The following is a 16,716-nucleotide window of genomic DNA, read 5'->3' as shown; positions in this document are numbered from 1 at the left end:
AGGGTCGGTTCTGGACTTTCTGTCCAGTCTGGACTTACAGTCCAGCCATGGGGAATGTTGAAGACCCGCAAGATGCTCGCGTACGGCTGTGGGCGCCGGTGGCCCAGGCTGTTGCGCTGCTGCTCGGCCCGTACGCCGAGGTCGTCCTGCATGATCCGGACACCGACCGGGTCCTCGGGATCTGGAATCCGATGACCTCCCGCGGCGTGGGAGACCCCTCGCTGCTGGGGGAGCTCGACGATCTCGAACCCTCGGCACAGGATGTGTTCGGGCCGTACGAGAAGCTGCTCGTCGACGGCCGCCGGCTGACATCGGTCAGCGCCGTCCTGCGGGATCCGCAGGACCGGCCGTCGGCGGTGCTGTGCATCAATCTCGACCGCACGCCGCTGGAACAGGCCGCCGCGGTCCTGTCCGCCTTCGGCGCCCCCACCGTGCAGCGCCCGGAGCCGTTGTTCGAGCAGGACTGGTCCGAGCGCATCCAGCACATCATCGGCAGCTACGTCCGCGAGACGGGGCGCCCCGTCGAACGCATGACCCGCCAGGACCGCCTGGCCGTTCTCGGCCGGCTGGAGGAGGCCCGGGTGTTCGCGGTCCGCCGCGCCGCTCCCGTCGTCGCCGGCGCCCTGCGGGTGTCCCGTTCCACCGTCTACGGCCTGCTCGCCGAACTCAGATCACCGAACGCGAAGGACCGAACATGACCCGGCTGCCCGACTTCCGCCTGGAAACGTACTTCTCCCGCTGGGAGTTCACCGCCCGCCACCACCTGACCGCCTCCGACGTCCAGACCATGACGCTGGGCGAGCTCCTCTCCCTGGCCGACGACAAGGACCGTGAGGCCTTCGAGAACCTGCCCCTGGGATACACCGAGACCTTCGGCGACCCGGCCCTGCGCGAGGTGATCGCCCAGACGTACGAGAACGTCGGCGCGGACGACGTGATCTGCTTCGCGGGAGCCGAGGAGGCCCTCTACCTGGCCATGAACGTCCTGCTCGACGCCGGGGACCACGCCGTGGTGGTGACCCCGAACTACCAGGCCGCCGAGACCGTGCCGATGGCCCTGTGCGAGGTCACCGGTGTGGCCCTCGACCCGGACCGCAACTGGGCCCTGGACCTCGACGAGGTCGCGGCGGCGATCCGGCCGAACACCCGCGTCGTATCGGTGAACTTCCCCAACAACCCCACCGGCAAAGTCATCGACGCGGCCGACTTCACCGCGCTCGCCCGCCTGTGCGACGAGCGCGGCATCCACCTCTTCAGCGACGAGGTCTACCGCGGCCTGGAGGCCGACGCCGCCCGCATCCTGCCGCAGGCCGCCGACCTGTCCGAGCGCGCCCTGTCCCTGAACGTGACGTCCAAATCCCTGGGACTGCCCGGGCTGCGCATCGGCTGGATCACCTGCCGCGACCGCGAACTGCTCTCGCGACTGGAGCGCGCCAAGCACTACACCACCATCTGCAACTCCGCCCCCAGCGAGGTCCTGGCCCGCATCGCGCTCAAGGCCCGCGAGCCGATCCTCCGCCGCAACCGTGCGCTCATCGCAGCCAACCTGCCGGCGTTCGAGTCGTTCTTCTCCGAGTTCGCGGACGACTTCGACTGGCAGGCCCCCGACGGCGGATGCGTCGCCTACCCCCGCTACCTCGGCCCCGACGGAGTGGAGGAATTCTGCACCCGTCTGGTGGAGGAAGCCGGCGTCCTGCTGCTGCCCGCCAGCATCTACCACTCCGAACTCACCCCCACCCCGCCCGACCGGTTCCGCATCGGCATCGGCCGCCACCGCCCCGAAGAAGGCCTGGCAGCCTTCGCGCACTGGATGCGGACAGGCCGATGACGACGACCCTGCCCGTCTTCGACACGGGCGCCATCGAGACCGCCGCCACCTCCCGGATGGTCCTGGACACCGTCCGCGACGCTCTCATCGCCCACGCCGAAGGCCGCACCAGCGTCCCGCCGCCCCTGCACATGGACTTCCCCCAGGCCAACGGCGACTGCCACGTGAAAGCCGGCTGGATCACCGACGCCACCGACTTCACCGTCAAGATAGCGACCGGCTTCTACGGCCGCCCCGGCCTCGGCATGCCGTCCCACCACCACGGCCTGGTCTGCGTCATCAGCGCCGAGACCGGGCAGATACGCGCCGTCCTCAACGACCGCGGCCTGCTCACCGCCTGGCGCACCGCCGCCGCGGGAGCGCTGGTCACCCATGCCATGGCCCGGCCCACGGCCCTCACCCTGGGCCTCTTCGGCACCGGGGAACAAGCCCTCCTCCAGGCCGTCTGGCTGGCCAAACTCCGCCCCATCGGCCGGATACTCGTCCACGGCCGCAACCTGCACAACGCCTCCGCCCTGTGCGAGGAACTCCACAAGAACGGACTGCCGGCCCGGCCCGCTTCCGCACAGCAGACCGCCGGCGCCGACATGATCATCACCACCACACCGGCGACAGCACCCGTCCTGAACGCCGCCGACGTGCCCGAGGGCACCCACGTGACCGGCATCGGCACGGACATGCCCCACAAGAACGAACTGCCACCGGCGCTCTTCCACCGCGCACAGCTCATCGCGACCGACGACCGTTCGCAGTGCCTCCACCACGGCGACTTCGGCCACGCCGTCCGCGCGGGCGCCACCGCGCAGGACAGCGACATCGCCGCCGGCCTGATCCTCAAAACGCCCCCCGACCGCCCCGAAACGGCCATCACGGTCGCCGACCTCACCGGTGTGGGCGCCCTCGACGCGGCACTCGCCTCGGCCGTCCTCCACCGGCTCCTGCGGTAACCACCGCAGCCGGACGGGCGGAGCACCGCCGACACCGCTCACACCCCCCACTGCCAGGACCCTGCCATGGACGCCGGCACCGACATCGAAACGGCCCCCTCCCCAGCCGCCCCGACGCGCCTCGCACCACAGCCCGCCACCGTCTGGAAGCTCCCGCACCATCCCGTGTCCGCCGGTACGGCGCGCCGCATCACCAGCACCGTTCTCGATGGATGGGACGTAGACGACGAGACCGTCGACCAAGCACTGCTCGTCGTCTCCGAACTCGTCACCAACGCCCTCGAACACGCCCTGCCCCCCGTCGCCCTCCACCTCCAGCGCCCCGGAAACGACGGCGCCCTGCGCATCGAAGTCGGCGACGGCGGCCACGCCGACCACGAGGGAACCTGGACCACCAGCTGCGCACCGGAAGAGCACGGTCGCGGCGTGAGCATCATCGTCCGCCCCCTGCTCGCAGCCGGTCCGGGCGCACGGGAAGTCAGAGGTGAGTCGGATGAGCCCGTGAACGCTCGACCCGCCGACCACGTAACCGTCCCGCCGTACGCGCCCGCCCTGGCGCCCCGGCCGAACTCCGTCCCCTGCTGCGCGCCGACCGCCGTGCGTGCGGACACGTGGGTGCCGGCGTTCGAACGGGACCGGAGTTGCGCGAAGCCGCGGCCCCGGCCGTCGACGCCTTCATGGACCCCGGCCACGACGAGTCCGGCTTCGTGGACCTGGACGACCTCCTCGGCCGCCACGGGTGACCGGTCAGCCGTGGGCGGTGCGTCTGTCCCCGCAGGCCGCGAAGACGCTCGCCGAGATTCCCGACCCGGCCAGGGAGATGGTTCTCTACGTGGCCGATCGCCGCACCCGGCACCTGTCCGTCCTGGACATCGTCCGGCTCGGGCAGCAAGTCTTGCCCTCGGCCGTATTGAGGGGTCAGCCGATGCGAACGGTGATCTCGGGGAGAGGTATGTCGGAGAGGTTCAGCTGGATCCCGGTCAGGGTCAGGTAGGTCTGCGAGTCGGTCAAGGCGGAGGTGGTGGACGGCGCCTGGGTCTTCCCGCGCGTGCTCACCAGCAGGTACCAGCCCCCGCGCTTGTAGCTGCGGGAGGCGTCGGGGCGGTCGCCGTTCGGGTTCAGCGTCCAGCCCTGGCGCTCCAGGTCGGCGCAGATCGCGTTCATCTCCGACTGTGCGGCGGTCTTCTCGCGGACGGCCATCCAGCCCGTCCTGTTCGAGTTGGCGCCGGCCGCGACGGTCGGGCGGCCCTGCGCCGGGTCGAGGCCTGCTGCGCCGACCGCGGTCCGGATCACCTCGTCCACGGCGTCCCGTGGCAGGGGCGGTGACGTGGACTCCGGTGTGGGCGCCGCCGTGGACGGGGACGGCGCGGGCGCGCCCAGGTGGATGCGCCCGTCGTCGTCTACCTGGATGTGGTCCGGCAGGACCACGGCGGCCAGGCTCACGATCAAGGTCGTGGCCAGCCCGATCCACACCCTCTTCAACAGCGCGTTCAACGCGAAACTCCCCCCGAGTGATCATTCGGAGGGAGTCTCACACATACTGCCGGGCGCCCGGCAGTCCTTAAAGGCGGGGCCCGCTGCTTCGTGTTCTCGGAGACTTGCGGATCGCTTCGCCCCACCGAGCCGCCTCGGTGACCCGCGCGATGTGCGAACACGTGGGAGCCCCCTGCCGGACCTCCGGCAGAACTTGCCGGCGGCGGCCGGCATGTGGGGGCGGCTGCCTCGGGCCATGCAGGGTCACCACGACCGCCGCACTCGTGATCTCGAGGTCAGCTTCCGGGGGCGCGGGCCTCGTCGTCGATGTCGCTGATCAGCCACGCGAGCATCGCGGGGGTGGCGTCGAAGTGGCCGCCGTGCCCGGCGTCGGCTTGTCTGATCAGAATCGCGGTCGGCATGCGTGCGGCGAGCCACTCGCCGTGCGCAGGGGGCACCAGGGTGTCGAGGCCACCGTGCCAGATACGCGTCGGAACTGTGATGTCTGCCGGGTTGAACCCCCATTCCGTGCCGAAAATGGCGGTGACGTCGTCCACCCAGCCGTCCAGCCCCGGCCGGACCGCCTCGGCGAACGCCGGGCCCATCATCGCGCTGATCTCCGGTCGGGAAAGGACCGCCTGTTCGATCTCCGGCAGCGTCGGGAAATCGGCCGTTCCGAGACTCGCCAGGTGTTCCGTGACGTCTTGCCTCCCGGTCAACGCCACGGCGGCGCTGCGGCGGTTTCCTTCGCTCATGCCGGCGGTCCGGTCCAGCCCGGCCGCGTCACGCGGCGCCGGGCTCGCCAGCGCCCCCAGCCGTGTCACCCGTCCGGGATACCGGGCAGCGAAAGCCATGGCATGCGGACCGCCCCCGGACACCCCGAACACCGCGAAGCGGTGCACGCCGAGTGCGGCGGTGACGGCGGCGACATCAGCGGCGGCATCGATGACCCGACGCCCCGGCTTAGGTGTGGAGCCCCCGAACCCGGGCCGGTCATATGTGATCAGCCGGACGCCGAGCCCGTGGAACAGGGAATCGTCCGGGTAGCGGGAGAGTCGGCTCATCGGGGTGCCGTGTAGGTAGACGACCGGTATCCCGGTGGGGTCGCCCCATTCCTCCACCGCCAACGTCCGACCGTCGTCGGCGATCAACTCGCGCATGGCGGCAAAGCCAGCCGCGGCACTGATCGACGGCCAAGGCTTTTCATCCACAGCACAACATCGGTGTGAGTGGGGGGGGGAGAGAGAGAAGGCCCGGGTGGTGTGCGCCGAGCTCCCCGAGCCGGCGCCGCTGTTCGTCGCCCAGCCGGTTCCGGTCCCGCCGTTGGGTGGCGAGCCACCGTCGACGTCCTTGCCGTGCCGGGTGATACCGGCGACGATCGCGGTCAGGCGGGTGCCTTCGCCGAGGAGTTGGGCGAGGTGGACGTAGTGCCGCTGCCGGTCGACCGTCCACCTGAGTGTTCCCGGGTTCCAGTCGGGGGCGATGGCGGCGGGCGCGGCGGCCCGCCGGCGGGCCCGGCCCTGGTGAATGCCGACCGCCGCACGCGCACCCAGGAGTGGCAGCGGAGCTGCAGGATCCGGTCAGCTTCCGCCGCCGGTCGAGCCGCCGTGGCCTACGACGATCCGGGACTGCACGCGGCGTTGGACGACCAGGTCCACCTGGACGGCGGCGGGGGCGAGTGTCTGTTGCAGTTGCCGGTAGAGGGGCGTGGTGTCGGTTGTCCACGGGAGGAGTGGCATGGGCCGGATCAGGCGGCCGTTCTTCAGGAGCACGTACAGGGTGATCTTGGCGGACACCGGCTTCCGGTCCCTCTCGTGCGACTCGATGATGGAGTGGTCGATCCAGATCTGCTGTACGTCGGTGAGCGGCCTCGGCCGGTCCGTGCGGGAGCCCCGAACGAGGGTCATGGTGTCCGGGGCGGCCGCGGGCGAGAACCGCAACCGGGTCACATGCCGGAAGGCCCCGTACAAGATCACGAACGTGTTGACGACGAGTCCCACCGCGGCGGCGATCCCGACCACAGCCCAGATCCGGCCGGGCCCCTGACCGAGGATCACCGCCATGACCGCATAGACCGGGGTGCCGTAGAGGGCGCCGGCCGCGAGCGACCCGATTACCTCCCCGGGCCAACGCCTGGCGGCGAACACGAGCGGCCCGACCTCCTCGCGAAGCACCACGTCGACCACGTCGGGGTTCGAACGGTCGATCCGCACGCTGTTCATGACACGACGTTAGGACGGCGTCACTGGTTGGGGAAGAGCGTGTGAGGCGCCAGGCGGCCCGGACACGATGCGCGGCCCTGCTCGGACGGCGGCCGCCAGGACGAAGTCACCGCCACCGGACGGACGATGTGGCGTCGGCCAGGGTCGCACCTTCGGGGACGCTTCGTAGCCGACGATCGCGTCCGAGACGCCCGTGAAGTCGACCCCACGCGTGTGGGGACGGTCTGTGCTCACGGTGTTTGGCTCTGCTCACGGTTTGCGAAGCGCGTTGTTCACGGGTTTGGCAGGCGCCCAGATCCACGGTCCCGCTGGGCCGTCTCTTTCGGATCTTGTCGGCCGAGCCCGCGGTGTCCGGCGGCATGGGGTCTTCCCAGGCCCGCAGGGCCGAGGGGAAGGATCGCAAGGCGGAGGGTCGTCCTGGTACTGGACGTACCGGGGCGGGCCCGACAACGCGGCGAGGTGCGGTGCCGGGCGTCGCGGGCCCGGCAGGATCCGAAAGAGACGGCCTGGTTCGCTCACCCACACCCCTCGTGCGCTACAGCGGCCGGCAGGGCGGCTGACCGGCCAGATCGGCCACCACGAATCCGCTTGGGACCGCCTGCGGACGACGCGTACTCTGTCGAGCCATGTGCTACCACGCGTTCAACGGCGCCTTCCGGCGCTACGTGTGCGTCGCGTGCCGGCTCGCCTTCAAAGGCAGCACGTGGCCGATCCGGAAGCGTATCTGTACCAGTTGTCGTGAGCAGCTCGCCTTCGCCGGCTACGACTTCGCCGCGCCCCGACGACGTGACACGAAGGCATGGTCCGTCGTTGCGGCCGTGCTCGCAGAGGGACTGACCTACGATCACCGCCCGGGCTGCGGCTGCTCGCGGCTCCCCTCGTTCCGGCCCCGGACCCAAGCGCAGGTGCGTGTCCGGCGACGCGCGGCCGAGCGGCTGGGCCTGCCTCTGTCGGTGACCCTCGCCCGCCGCGACGCCTTCACCCCGGAGAGCCGCGACGAGCAACCATCCTCGCCATCGGCCGGGAAGCGCGACGCTACCTGAGCGTCGTGCCTACGACGGTGCGGCCGGGACTGCCCTGGTCCGGCCACTGATGCTCCTGGCCCGCCTGCCCGGTCCTACGGTGTTCACCGCCCGCGTGCGGTCTGGCTCCTTCCAAGGCACGGCCGCGCCGACGACCCTGGACGCCGGCGGTTCGGCACCGACCACCGGTGGACCGCGTACGACCCCATGGTTCTGGCCGAGCGGATTGCCCGCGACATCAAGCGGCTGAGGCCGCGGCTCGCCGGTCTGCAGCGAAGGAGCCGACGCATGTCGGCGTACCCCCTGATGTCGAGTCGTACGCCGACACCGGCCTTCGGGGCAGCCTTGCGGGGCCCGCGCGGCCTCTTCCGGTGCCGATCCAAGTTCGCCCGGCCGGCGCTGTTGCCCGTCGTCGAGCCGGTGATGGTTCGCGGCCGACCCGTTGCGCCGACTGGTGACTCTGAACCTCACAGATTGGCGCCGGCGGCGCACCGCCTGCGGCTGCTGTGCGTGGCGGAGAGGGTGGCGATGGTCCAGGCCGCCACCCACACGGCGCCGACGAGCAATGCCGCGAGCGCGGTGGGCATGTGGGGAGGGGCGGCGCCCAGGCCCGGTGCCAGGCCCGCCGCGCGGGCGCCGAAGCCGAGCACGCCCGCTCCCACCATCGTGATGCCCGCCCAGGAGACGACGAGCGCCGGCCAGCGGACGAGCGGGGTCCGCGGCAGGCGGACGAGGAGCAGCGCAACGACGGCCATCAGCAGGCCGAGAGCCGCGTTGGCCAGTTGGGCGGTCTCGACGTCGGCGACGGCGGCGTAGGCCTCAGCCGGCGCGGGGAAGCCCGGCATGCCCAGCTCGCCCTCCCGCGCCAGGTCCACCTTGCTGACGGTGTAGGCGAGGGCGCCGAAGCAGGCGGTGAGGGCTGCGGCCAGGTGCTTCTTGCGGGATCGGGGCATGGGTTCATCCTGCGGTGAGCAGCGGCCGGGCCACCTCCTCCGCTCGTACCGACTCCCTCCCCCGCCTGGGGGAGGGAGTCTGGCTCTGACCCACCTGGCCGACTGCTCCCAACGCTCCCAGGCGCCGCTATTTCTCATCGAGATTTCCGGGCCTCTCGAGCGAGAGCCGATTCCAGGAATTACCGACATCCGCTCTTCGTTCTCACCGTAGCCCGCCGCGGACCGGCTTGTTCTGGTCCACCGTGGTGAAGCCGATACCGGCCGGGAAGACGTGCTCCTCCAGCACCTCGCCGCTCGTGGTCGAGGCGGCGTCCATCCGCCAGCCCCCGAACCCTGGGTGACCTGCCACAGCACCGGAGTGTCCCGCGCAGCCTTCGCCTGGCAGGCACCCCCGGGCAGTTCCCGGCCGATCGCCGGCGCCGTCCAGGACGCCTCGTCCAGCTCGGGGTCGTTCACCAGCGGCGCCCAGGCACCGACGGCTGCACCTTTGGAGTCGGCCGCCAGAATCAGGTCACGGCCCATCAGAGCGATCGCCGACCCCGAACCCAGGTGTGCAGGACCTGGCAGCGGCGCACGTAGTCGGGGTAGTCCTCGTACGCGCCCTCCCGCGGGGTCCACCACTGCAGACCACACCGCTCCTCGTCCTCACCCCTCGCCGGCCGAAGACGCAACCCGGTACCGGTGGACAGGTCGTCCGCCGTCAGACGCAGCCCCGTCGTGGCATGCCGGATACGCGTCTGCCGGGAGTCGTAGCGGTCCGGATACCAGCGCTGCTCATCACCATCCCGGTCCGGGGCCACCCGACCGGCATCCCTCCGCGACCCCGCCGGCCACCATCCCGGTCACGGTCGAACGGTCCATCACACACAGAGCGAAACGGCCCGAAGGTCAAACGGAATCCATGAGCGAACCCTTCCACGGCCCCGACACAAGCCGACAGCGGCGAATACGCCAGGACAGCCGAGTCCGATCGCGGGGCCCGGTACCCAACCGCGCTTGTAGTTGGGCCCTTCCGGGTGTGGGTGCGAGGGGGGACGGGGCAAGGCCGCAGGCACGATCCGGCCGGGCTGTCGGCAGGGACGTGTCGGAGAGGGTGGTGTGCTGGTCGGCGGTAGCGAGCCGGGTCCGGTGTATTTCGATGTGGGGAGTGGTTCGGACGTGCCGACGACCTCGCACTGGTCGGCCTACGACGGCCGGGCCCGCCGGCCCCGCGCGGAGGCCGCCGGGCGGTGTGCGGATGGCGCGGCGCCGCGGAGTACCCGCTGGACTGGGACACGATCGGCGATCGGCCGCTGTACGAGGCGGACGTGGACCTCGGGGGACCGCTCGCGGACTGGACCGCGCACCTGTCCGTCGTCCGCGACAACGCGGTACTGCTGCCCGAACGGCTGGCCGAGCTCCTGGTCGAGATGGCCGGGCAGCTGAACACCACGGCTGCGGACGCGCCGTTGGCCGCGCTGCACGCCGCGGGTGTGCTGGAGCGGATCGCGGCCAGGGTGGGCCGGGAGACAGCGGGCGTGCTGTGCGACGACGGTATGTCGGCCGAAGCGGTGGCCACCGCGCTCGGGATCACCCGCTCCAAGGCCCTGGTCCTGCTCCTGGCCGACCAGGACGGGTAGCCGGTTCGGCGTCTCGATGGGCACGATCCGGTGGGCTGTGAAGCGGTTACTGGATCTTGGCGTGGTGGAAGCGCGCGGTACGGGCTCGGCTGTTCGGTACTTCATCGCGGCCGCTGAACAGTCGTGCGGGGGAGGGCCCCGGTCCGGCGGATCGGGGGCTTCCTGCTGCTCGGCGTGCGGGTCCGACACGCTTTCGCGTCCAGCCGCGGCTCACCTGCCCGTCCTACTCTTCAAGCATGGCTCTGTGGATGGCCTGGGCAGTGATGTCGGTCGCCTCGGCGGGTGGAGAAATGGACGATGTTGAGGGAGCTGTGGCCGCTCTCGACAGGTCGGTGCAGCGGATTCTGGACCGGGACCCGGCCATGACGGGCAGGCCGGCGACGGCGCTGCGTGCGTCGGCGCGCGACATTCGCACGCGGATGCTCGGTGAGGGGCGGGCGGCCGTTGAGCAGGGAGAGCGCTGGTTGGCCGAGGTGGGAGGGGTGAGAGTGCTCCTCGTCCCTCGGGACGACGAGTCCCTCGCCTGAATCTGCCCGGATGCGCCGGTCCTGTCCGGCGGCAGGGTCCTCAGCAAGAAAGCCCCCTTGATGAGGGGGCTTCTCGTATCCCTGGGCGGGGGAGCTGAGCACGAGATCCAGGTCGTGGAACCTCCATCAACTCGCCATCTTTGCATTCGGATTGCGGCCGCTCGCCGAACCTCACAGCCAGCCCCGGCCGAAGCTGCCGTCCCCGCCCACCGGCAGCCAGGAAGCGGGGCGCGGGCGCTGACAGGGTGTTCGGCTTTGGGCGGGAGCGGCTGTTCCAGAATTCTGGAACAGCCGCCCGGCCGAGTCCACGCCCGGCTCGGCCGGAGCGGCGCTGTACGGGACACCCCTCCATGCGGGCGAAATGCCCAGTGCTGAGCCGTATGCAACACCCTTCAGATGCGTACACGGGCCCGGGGTCCCGACTGTGGGCCGGGATCCGGTGGCGTGGCCTGACGGGTCGGCAGGGATCACGACTCCGTATCTGATTGGAAAACGGAAGGGGAGAGTCCTTTTTGTGTGGTCGGGAGCCGGTAGCGTACGCGCGTTCGATCATGTCCACGTCCCCAAGGAACCCTCCATGGCCACGCCTTCTGCGCCGCAGACCCCCGAGCAGCCCGCCGCTCCCGGCCCGGTCGACGTCCCCGTCGCGCCGTCCGAGCCCGCGAAGAAGAAGGGCGGCCTGGGCAAGAAGATCCTCGGCGTCATCGTGGCGATCGCGGTCGTACTGTTCTGGCGTCTGGGCCTTCCCTACCTGACGGGCGAGGCCCCGGTGCACGCGAAGGCCGGCGACTGCGTCGTCGTCACCGGCCCGGAGAACGACCCCAAGGTCGAGAACAAGGGCTGCACCGAGAAGGTGGCCGACCTTTACAAGGTCGTCAAGGTCGTCGACAACACCTTCGACATCGACAAGTGCGAGGGCGTGGCCGAGGTCGCTCTCGCGCAGCAGCTCGACGCGGACAAGTTCGTCCTCTGCATGGAGCCCGTCAAGAACTGACGCCCTACCTGCGGCGTCCCCGCGGGCCGTCAGGCGGTGCCCGTGCAGCGAGTCCGGCAGTGCGAGGTCGTCTCCGGACAGCCGCAGCGCCCCACCACCACGTTCGCCGCCAGAGGCTCCGGGTCGCCCGTGCCCGGGATGGCCAGGACGTGCGGGTCCGGGTGCCTGGAGGACGAGCCGGCGGATCGCGGAGGCCCTGCCGCGCCGCGGAGGGGAGCTGCAGGTGCGAGCCGCCTACCGAAGGTGGCATGTCACCCGGTTCGGAGGCCTCGTGGGGAGCCTTGCGCACGGTGCCGACGTGAGGCGAGACGGCTGCTCCCTGCAGGGCATCGTGCGCCATCCCTACGAGCCGTGGTCGGTGCGGTACACGCAGCACGAGCGCGGTTACACGGGCGGCCAGGTCATTGTGCTGAAGGCACTCCTCGACCGGCTCACCGAGGCGAAGGCGCTGGACCGGCTCGGTGAGCCCGAGTGGCTGGGTGCGGCGGCTGCCAAGCTGTCGTCGTACACCTCGTGGTACGCGCCCAAGGGCACCCGTCTGGTAACGGAGACCTGCAGAGTCTCGGCGTCTGAGCAGAAACCCAGGGCGCGGTCTACTTCGTCATGCCGGACGGTGAGGTGTGGTTCGCCAACTCGGGTGTCGACATTTGGCTTGACGCCAGGCCGCCTCGTCGAGGCGACCCTCGCCCCCTGACGCCGCCGTCCGCGCCTGCGTCCCGGGTCCGCCCGTTCCCGTTCCACCACCACACCGGCCGCCGCGCCCCGCCGGCGGGCATGCTCGCCAGCGGCACCCGCAGCGACGACTGACGCCGGCTTGGGCGAGTGCGGTGAGTCGCCGGATATCAGTCGCCTCCACCGCCACCGCAGGAGGAGCCGCCACCGCAGGACGCATCGTTGCCACAGGAGAAGCTGACGTCGTCGTTCTTCCGCGAGCGGGAACGTTGTTGACGCTGCGCCGGCCTGCCGCCGAATGCGCCGCCGCGCCAGGCCTGGAAGAGCCCCCAGGCGAGACCGATCCCCACGACTACCAGGTATTCCATTTCCACTGCCCCCCGTTCCTTCCATTCTCGCCTGCGCCGGTTCGCTCGGCCTCGGTCACCGCCCTGAAAGGCCCACAGCACGAACGCCACCGCGTACAGCACGACGGTCGCCAGGCGCGCGTACACCAGGGCCACGAAGACGCCACCCCGCCCAGGACCATGCCGCGGGCCGTTGCGCCTGTGCGCGATGGCGGCCATTGGGCTCGGTGCTCGGCGGCCGTCCGGCGACGGCAGCAAGGCGTCGTCGGCGCTGAGGAGTACTTTCCGGTCCTTCTCAGGTATCTCCGGATCGACGACGGCGCGGTTCTCGGCCTTCGGCATTCTTCCCCCCAGGTCTGTGCCTAGCGTGATCATAAAGACGGTGCGGCGTCTTCCCAGGGGCGGCACCGCACCGCGGCCGACTTCGCCGTCACACAGGCCGGGTCCTGACAGCCGTGGGACGAGATCACCTCCGCATACCGCCGGTTGGAGAAGCTCGGCCGGCCGAGCGTCGGCAGGTACGGCCTGACCGTGACATCAGGTGGCATCGCGGTGCGGGTGGACTCTCCCGCGATCACGGTGGGCGCCCGCTGATCTCGGGAGACCGCAGAGCGCTTCCCCGGTGCTGCAGGCGACCGCACTCGGCATGAGCGAGCCGACGGCCCGCCGCCGGTTTCGGCGAAGAACGGGAGCACCGGGGCTTGCTGCCGTGGAAGGCACTCACGGCGCCGGCCGAGGAGCAGAAGCCCGCGAAGGACGGCCCGTAGTACCCGCGACGTGCTGGTCCGGTGGGTGGCACCCGAGAGGCCGTCGCTGCGCCTGACGCGGGATGCAGATCTTAGGCCACTGAGGTCACACCCCGTGTCTCCCCCAGGAGAGGGTGAGCGCTCCGTCGCCGCCGACGGTGAGCGTCGCGGAGAAGGGGTCGCCGTGCTGGGTGAGGGCGGCGTGCAGCCAGTGGGCGTCGGCGGGGCGGGCTCGATGCAGCGTGAGGCGGCGGGCCTGGAATGGGGTCAGGCGCAGTCCTCGCAGTGCCCCCGTGTCCTTGTCGAGGCGGGCGGTGTAGAGGAGACGGAGGTCGTCGCGGTACTGCTCGTGACCGGTGATCCCTTCGTAGTCGTCGATCAGGTCTCCGCAGCCGTAGAGGATCAACCGGCCGCGATAGACCTCCAAGGGGCGGGGGTGGTGCGAGGAGTGGCCGTGGACGAGGTCCACGCCGCCGTCGACGAGGTCGTGGGCGAAGCGGATGTGCTCGGACGGGACCCGGTAGCCCCAGTTGGAACCCCAGTGGATCGAGACGGCCACCAGGTCGCCGGTCCGGCGGGCATCCCGTATACGGGCGACCAGGTCGGCCGCGGCGGCCGGCGAGGGTGCGGAGGCGAGGGCGATGCCACTGCGGTCCGGGGTGGCCGCCCAGTCGAGCGGGATGCCGCTCGAGGGGAGTCCGACCGAGAACACGAGGAGGCGCGGCCCGTGACGGGACGCGGGCCCCCCGCGGGACGAAGGAGGCTGCAGTGCCACCCGTGCCGGCCGCCACGCCTCGGCGGCATCGCCGCCCGCACCGGCGGTGCGCAGCCCGGCAGCGTGGAGGCTGTCGAGGGTCTCGGCCAGCCCGTCGCGGCCGAAGTCGAGGACGTGGTTGTTGGCCAGTACGCAGACGTCGGGCCGGGCGGCGGTCAGGCACGGCAGGTTCGCCGGATTCATGCGGTAGTGGACGCTCTTCCCGGGGGCGAAGCTCTCCGCCCGGGTCACGCTGGTCTCCAGGTTCAGCACCCAGGCGTCCGGCCCGGTGGCCCGAAGTTCCTCCGGCAGGTCGCCCCACGGCCGGTCGTAGCCGGTGGGCCGTGGTACCGGTCCGTTCGCAGCCTCGGCCATCTCGACGTACGCGCGTGCGTCCGTCACCCACGGCTCGGCGAGCAGCGGGTCGCCCGGGTGCGGCAGCACCTGGTCGACGCCCCGGCCGAGCATCACGTCGCCGGCGAGGCAGACGGTGACCTCGCGGTCCGCCGCGGGGCTGCCGCTCGCTCCCACTCCTCCACAGTAGGCCCGGCCCCCCTTCCAGCGGCTGACGCACTGGGCAGCCCCCGGCGCGAAGGGCCGGGGCGGGATGGGCCGGGGCGGGATGGGGACGGGAAGCGCGCCCCGCCGACGCCCGGCGCTGTGCTGGCCCTGGTGCGCGGGGTGGTGGCCGGGCAGGTAGTTTGCTCTGGTGAGTCTTCTTGATGATGTGGCCGAGCGCGACGGCTGGCAGTGCTGGGTGTGTGACGAACCGGTCGACCCCGACGAGTCGGTGAACGACCCGCGGGGGCCCAGTGTCGACAGCCGGACCGCCGACCGGAAGGCCAAGGTCGCCGAGCGGCTCGCGCACCGCGGGTGCAACACGCGCAAGGGCGCGGTCAAGGTGGTCATCGCCTGGCCGGAGCGCCTGTATGTGGTCGAACCCGCGCCGCTGATCGCCGTTGCCGAGAGGCTGGAGCGCAAGGGCGGCCGCGAGGTGGTGGGCCGTTGTCCGACCAGGAAGGACGCCCAGGAAGCGGCGGATTGGCTGGTGGACCGCTTCTCCCGACTGGTACCGGGGTTGCCGGTGACCGCCGGCATCGAGGCGGGCGGTGGCCAGTTCCTCGTCATCCTGGCCACTGGCCGCCGCTGACAGCGGATCTCCAGGCGCACACTCGCGTCGAGGTGGCGGCTGGCCGGTGTACTTCGATGTGGGGAGAGGTTCTGACGTGCCGTCGACCGCGCACTGGTCGGCTACGACGGCCGGGTCGGCCGCCCGCGCGCGGAGGCGTTGCGGGCGGTGTGCGCGTGTGGATGGCGCGGCGCCGCGGAGTCGCCGCGGAGTACCTCCTGGACTGGGACGCGATCGGCGACCGGCCCCTGTACGAAGCGGACGTGGACCTGGGCCGGGCTGCGGGGGAGGTTCGGCAGGGGGCCCGGCCGGGGCTTGGGGGCGGTAACCCGAGTACGCACCGACGTGGCGACCCGCAGGCCCGCAGGCCCGCAGGCCCGCAGGCTCGCCGGCCCGCACCGGAGTATGGGGGACGTCGGGACCCGCCTGATCCTCGGATGCGAACGCGGCACCGTCGTGCGCTGCGAGGGCGATCAGCTCGTTGCCGACCTGGACCCCTCCCTGTTCGGGCAAGGCGAACGCAGCTTCAGCCACCAGGAACTCGCCGAGCAGGCCACCGCCCGGCCTATCGTCTACCAGCGCCCGCTCTTCCCGACCCAGCCCTTCACCGTGCCCCCGCTCCCACCACACATCGTGGCCTCGAACTGTGGTTGTCACTCAGCGGATGAGGAAGGCGGGCAGGCGCTGTCCCACTACTGCGTCGCGGGGCAGGACGAGACCGAATCGGCTCTCTATGAGCGCCAGTGCGAGGCGGTCGCGGTCACGGTAGGACTCGCTTTCCGGTCGTGCGTACTCGCCGTCCGGGTGCAGCACACCGGCCCCTATCAGCTGTGGCAGCAGAAGGTCCGGCTGATCACCCCATCGCCAGACTTCTTCGCCGATGCCAAAACTGCAGACGTCCGCGCCGTCCTTGGCGTAGGAGAACATCGCCGGCGGATGGTCCGGGGAGGGGGCCAGGTGTATGGCCTCCACTCCGTTCCGAGAAATCTGGGCCAGCCTCTCGGCCCCCTCGCCCATCCCGTATTCAATAGCGAAGGACCAGCCGCCGCAGTCGCCGACCCGCACCACGTCATCGTCGTCCGTCGCGAGGTCCAGGACTATGTTCCATGCCTCGGTGTCGGTGATCGGTGACAAATGCGGATCCCGGCGCGCCACCCATCCGCACGGCCAGCTCCTGCGGGTCGATGCCTCGCGCGAAGACCACGCGGTGCTGCCATTCGTCCTGATCCACCAGCCACTGAATGCCGTCACCCATGTCGCCTGCCCCCTCTCACGGGCACAGGCGGACCCTCCATCCGTGCCCAGCGCAGTGATCACCCTGGTCACCGGAGCCGACAGGGCCTCCTGGGCTGGACTGGTCCCGCGCCCGCCCCGGCCCCGCTTCGAGCCGCCACTCCCCGCACCCGCGGCGCCCGCCGCCGTACCCGCTGCTGCTGCGCCGCGGGGGGAGGCCGCCGACCTGTGGGCTGCGCCCGCGAATACG

Annotated in this window: 18 protein-coding genes and 2 pseudogenes; 10 read left to right on the top strand and 10 right to left on the bottom strand. The window is 71.0% G+C overall.

Annotated elements, in window-relative coordinates:
• The first annotated feature begins 47 nt into the window (after window positions 1-47).
• The 4 genes and pseudogenes from OG373_RS00310 to OG373_RS00295 form a co-directional block, all read left to right on the top strand.
• Entirely contained in the window at window positions 48-698 is a 651-nt protein-coding gene (locus OG373_RS00310) for a transcriptional regulator (protein WP_405435087.1), read from the top strand.
• Window positions 695-1,828, top strand: coding sequence for an aminotransferase class I/II-fold pyridoxal phosphate-dependent enzyme (locus tag OG373_RS00305; protein WP_405435086.1), 1,134 nt, complete (start codon window positions 695-697; stop codon window positions 1,826-1,828). Before OG373_RS00310 ends, OG373_RS00305 begins: the two co-directional genes overlap by 4 nt.
• Window positions 1,825-2,775: an ornithine cyclodeaminase family protein gene (locus tag OG373_RS00300; RefSeq protein ID WP_405435085.1), complete on the top strand. Its 951-nt coding sequence runs from the start codon at window positions 1,825-1,827 to the stop codon at window positions 2,773-2,775. The genes OG373_RS00305 and OG373_RS00300 overlap by 4 nt, the downstream gene beginning before the upstream one ends.
• 66 nt (window positions 2,776-2,841) lie before the next feature.
• Window positions 2,842-3,201 (top strand): annotated as a pseudogene (locus tag OG373_RS00295) (ATP-binding protein); the annotation flags it as partial.
• A gap of 492 nt (window positions 3,202-3,693) precedes the next feature.
• Here the strand turns inward: OG373_RS00295 and OG373_RS00290 are convergent.
• The 3 genes from OG373_RS00290 to OG373_RS00280 all read right to left on the bottom strand — a co-directional run bounded on the left by OG373_RS00290 (window position 3,694) and on the right by OG373_RS00280 (window position 6,470).
• Window positions 3,694-4,269 (bottom strand): hypothetical protein, encoded by a 576-nt coding sequence (locus OG373_RS00290; protein ID WP_405444377.1) that lies wholly within the window; start codon window positions 4,267-4,269, stop codon window positions 3,694-3,696.
• A gap of 275 nt (window positions 4,270-4,544) precedes the next feature.
• On the bottom strand, window positions 4,545-5,459 hold the full coding sequence (locus tag OG373_RS00285; protein ID WP_405435084.1) for an alpha/beta fold hydrolase: 915 nt from the start codon (window positions 5,457-5,459) through the stop codon (window positions 4,545-4,547).
• A gap of 369 nt (window positions 5,460-5,828) precedes the next feature.
• On the bottom strand, window positions 5,829-6,470 hold the full coding sequence (locus OG373_RS00280; RefSeq protein WP_405435083.1) for a hypothetical protein: 642 nt from the start codon (window positions 6,468-6,470) through the stop codon (window positions 5,829-5,831).
• 626 nt (window positions 6,471-7,096) lie between these two features.
• Here OG373_RS00280 and OG373_RS00275 point away from each other — a divergent pair.
• Window positions 7,097-7,513 carry a hypothetical protein gene (locus OG373_RS00275; protein WP_405435082.1) on the top strand — a complete coding sequence of 139 codons (417 nt, stop codon included), beginning with the start codon at window positions 7,097-7,099 and terminating at the stop codon, window positions 7,511-7,513.
• Window positions 7,514-7,959: 446 nt separating this feature from the next.
• Here the strand turns inward: OG373_RS00275 and OG373_RS00270 are convergent, their stop codons facing one another.
• From OG373_RS00270 to OG373_RS00260, 3 genes are all read right to left on the bottom strand, one after another.
• On the bottom strand, window positions 7,960-8,445 hold the full coding sequence (locus OG373_RS00270; RefSeq protein ID WP_405435081.1) for a hypothetical protein: 486 nt from the start codon (window positions 8,443-8,445) through the stop codon (window positions 7,960-7,962).
• A gap of 202 nt (window positions 8,446-8,647) precedes the next feature.
• Window positions 8,648-8,794: a hypothetical protein gene (locus OG373_RS00265; RefSeq protein ID WP_405435080.1), complete on the bottom strand. Its 147-nt coding sequence runs from the start codon at window positions 8,792-8,794 to the stop codon at window positions 8,648-8,650.
• A gap of 172 nt (window positions 8,795-8,966) precedes the next feature.
• A complete protein-coding gene (locus OG373_RS00260) occupies window positions 8,967-9,245 on the bottom strand; it encodes an RICIN domain-containing protein (protein WP_405435079.1) in 279 nt (92 codons plus the stop codon).
• A 429-nt stretch (window positions 9,246-9,674) separates the two neighbouring features.
• On the opposite strand from OG373_RS00260, the gene OG373_RS00255 reads away from it, so the two are divergent.
• From OG373_RS00255 to OG373_RS00245, 3 genes are all read left to right on the top strand, one after another.
• Window positions 9,675-10,064 carry a hypothetical protein gene (locus OG373_RS00255; RefSeq protein WP_405435078.1) on the top strand — a complete coding sequence of 130 codons (390 nt, stop codon included), beginning with the start codon at window positions 9,675-9,677 and terminating at the stop codon, window positions 10,062-10,064.
• Between the two features lie 236 nt (window positions 10,065-10,300).
• Window positions 10,301-10,591, top strand: a complete 291-nt coding sequence (locus OG373_RS00250) for a hypothetical protein (RefSeq protein WP_405435077.1) — start codon at window positions 10,301-10,303, stop codon at window positions 10,589-10,591.
• A 577-nt stretch (window positions 10,592-11,168) separates the two neighbouring features.
• Complete coding sequence (locus tag OG373_RS00245; protein ID WP_405435076.1) at window positions 11,169-11,585, top strand: hypothetical protein; 417 nt, start codon at window positions 11,169-11,171, stop codon at window positions 11,583-11,585.
• Between the two features lie 48 nt (window positions 11,586-11,633).
• On the opposite strand, the pseudogene OG373_RS00240 reads toward OG373_RS00245, so the two are convergent.
• Window positions 11,634-11,749 (bottom strand): annotated as a pseudogene (locus tag OG373_RS00240) (aldo/keto reductase); the annotation flags it as partial.
• Window positions 11,750-11,883: 134 nt separating this feature from the next.
• On the opposite strand from OG373_RS00240, the gene OG373_RS00235 reads away from it, so the two are divergent.
• Window positions 11,884-12,279, top strand: a complete 396-nt coding sequence (locus OG373_RS00235; protein WP_405435075.1) for a hypothetical protein — start codon at window positions 11,884-11,886, stop codon at window positions 12,277-12,279.
• A gap of 148 nt (window positions 12,280-12,427) precedes the next feature.
• On the opposite strand, the gene OG373_RS00230 is transcribed toward OG373_RS00235, so the two are convergent.
• Window positions 12,428-12,946 carry a hypothetical protein gene (locus tag OG373_RS00230; protein WP_405435074.1) on the bottom strand — a complete coding sequence of 173 codons (519 nt, stop codon included), beginning with the start codon at window positions 12,944-12,946 and terminating at the stop codon, window positions 12,428-12,430.
• Window positions 12,947-13,456: 510 nt separating this feature from the next.
• Window positions 13,457-14,635 (bottom strand): CapA family protein, encoded by a 1,179-nt coding sequence (locus OG373_RS00225; RefSeq protein ID WP_405435073.1) that lies wholly within the window; start codon window positions 14,633-14,635, stop codon window positions 13,457-13,459.
• 178 nt (window positions 14,636-14,813) lie between these two features.
• On the opposite strand from OG373_RS00225, the gene OG373_RS00220 reads away from it, so the two are divergent.
• A complete protein-coding gene (locus tag OG373_RS00220) occupies window positions 14,814-15,254 on the top strand; it encodes a hypothetical protein (protein ID WP_405435072.1) in 441 nt (146 codons plus the stop codon).
• A 636-nt stretch (window positions 15,255-15,890) separates the two neighbouring features.
• Here OG373_RS00220 and OG373_RS00215 read toward each other — a convergent pair.
• Window positions 15,891-16,484, bottom strand: a complete 594-nt coding sequence (locus tag OG373_RS00215; protein ID WP_405435071.1) for a DUF6461 domain-containing protein — start codon at window positions 16,482-16,484, stop codon at window positions 15,891-15,893.
• Between the last annotated feature and the right edge of the window lie 232 nt (window positions 16,485-16,716).

The sequence above is a fragment of the Streptomyces avidinii genome, assembly GCF_045161815.1.
Taxonomy (GTDB): Bacteria; Actinomycetota; Actinomycetes; order Streptomycetales; family Streptomycetaceae; genus Streptomyces; species Streptomyces avidinii.
This window is presented reverse-complemented; position numbering and strand designations above follow the sequence as displayed.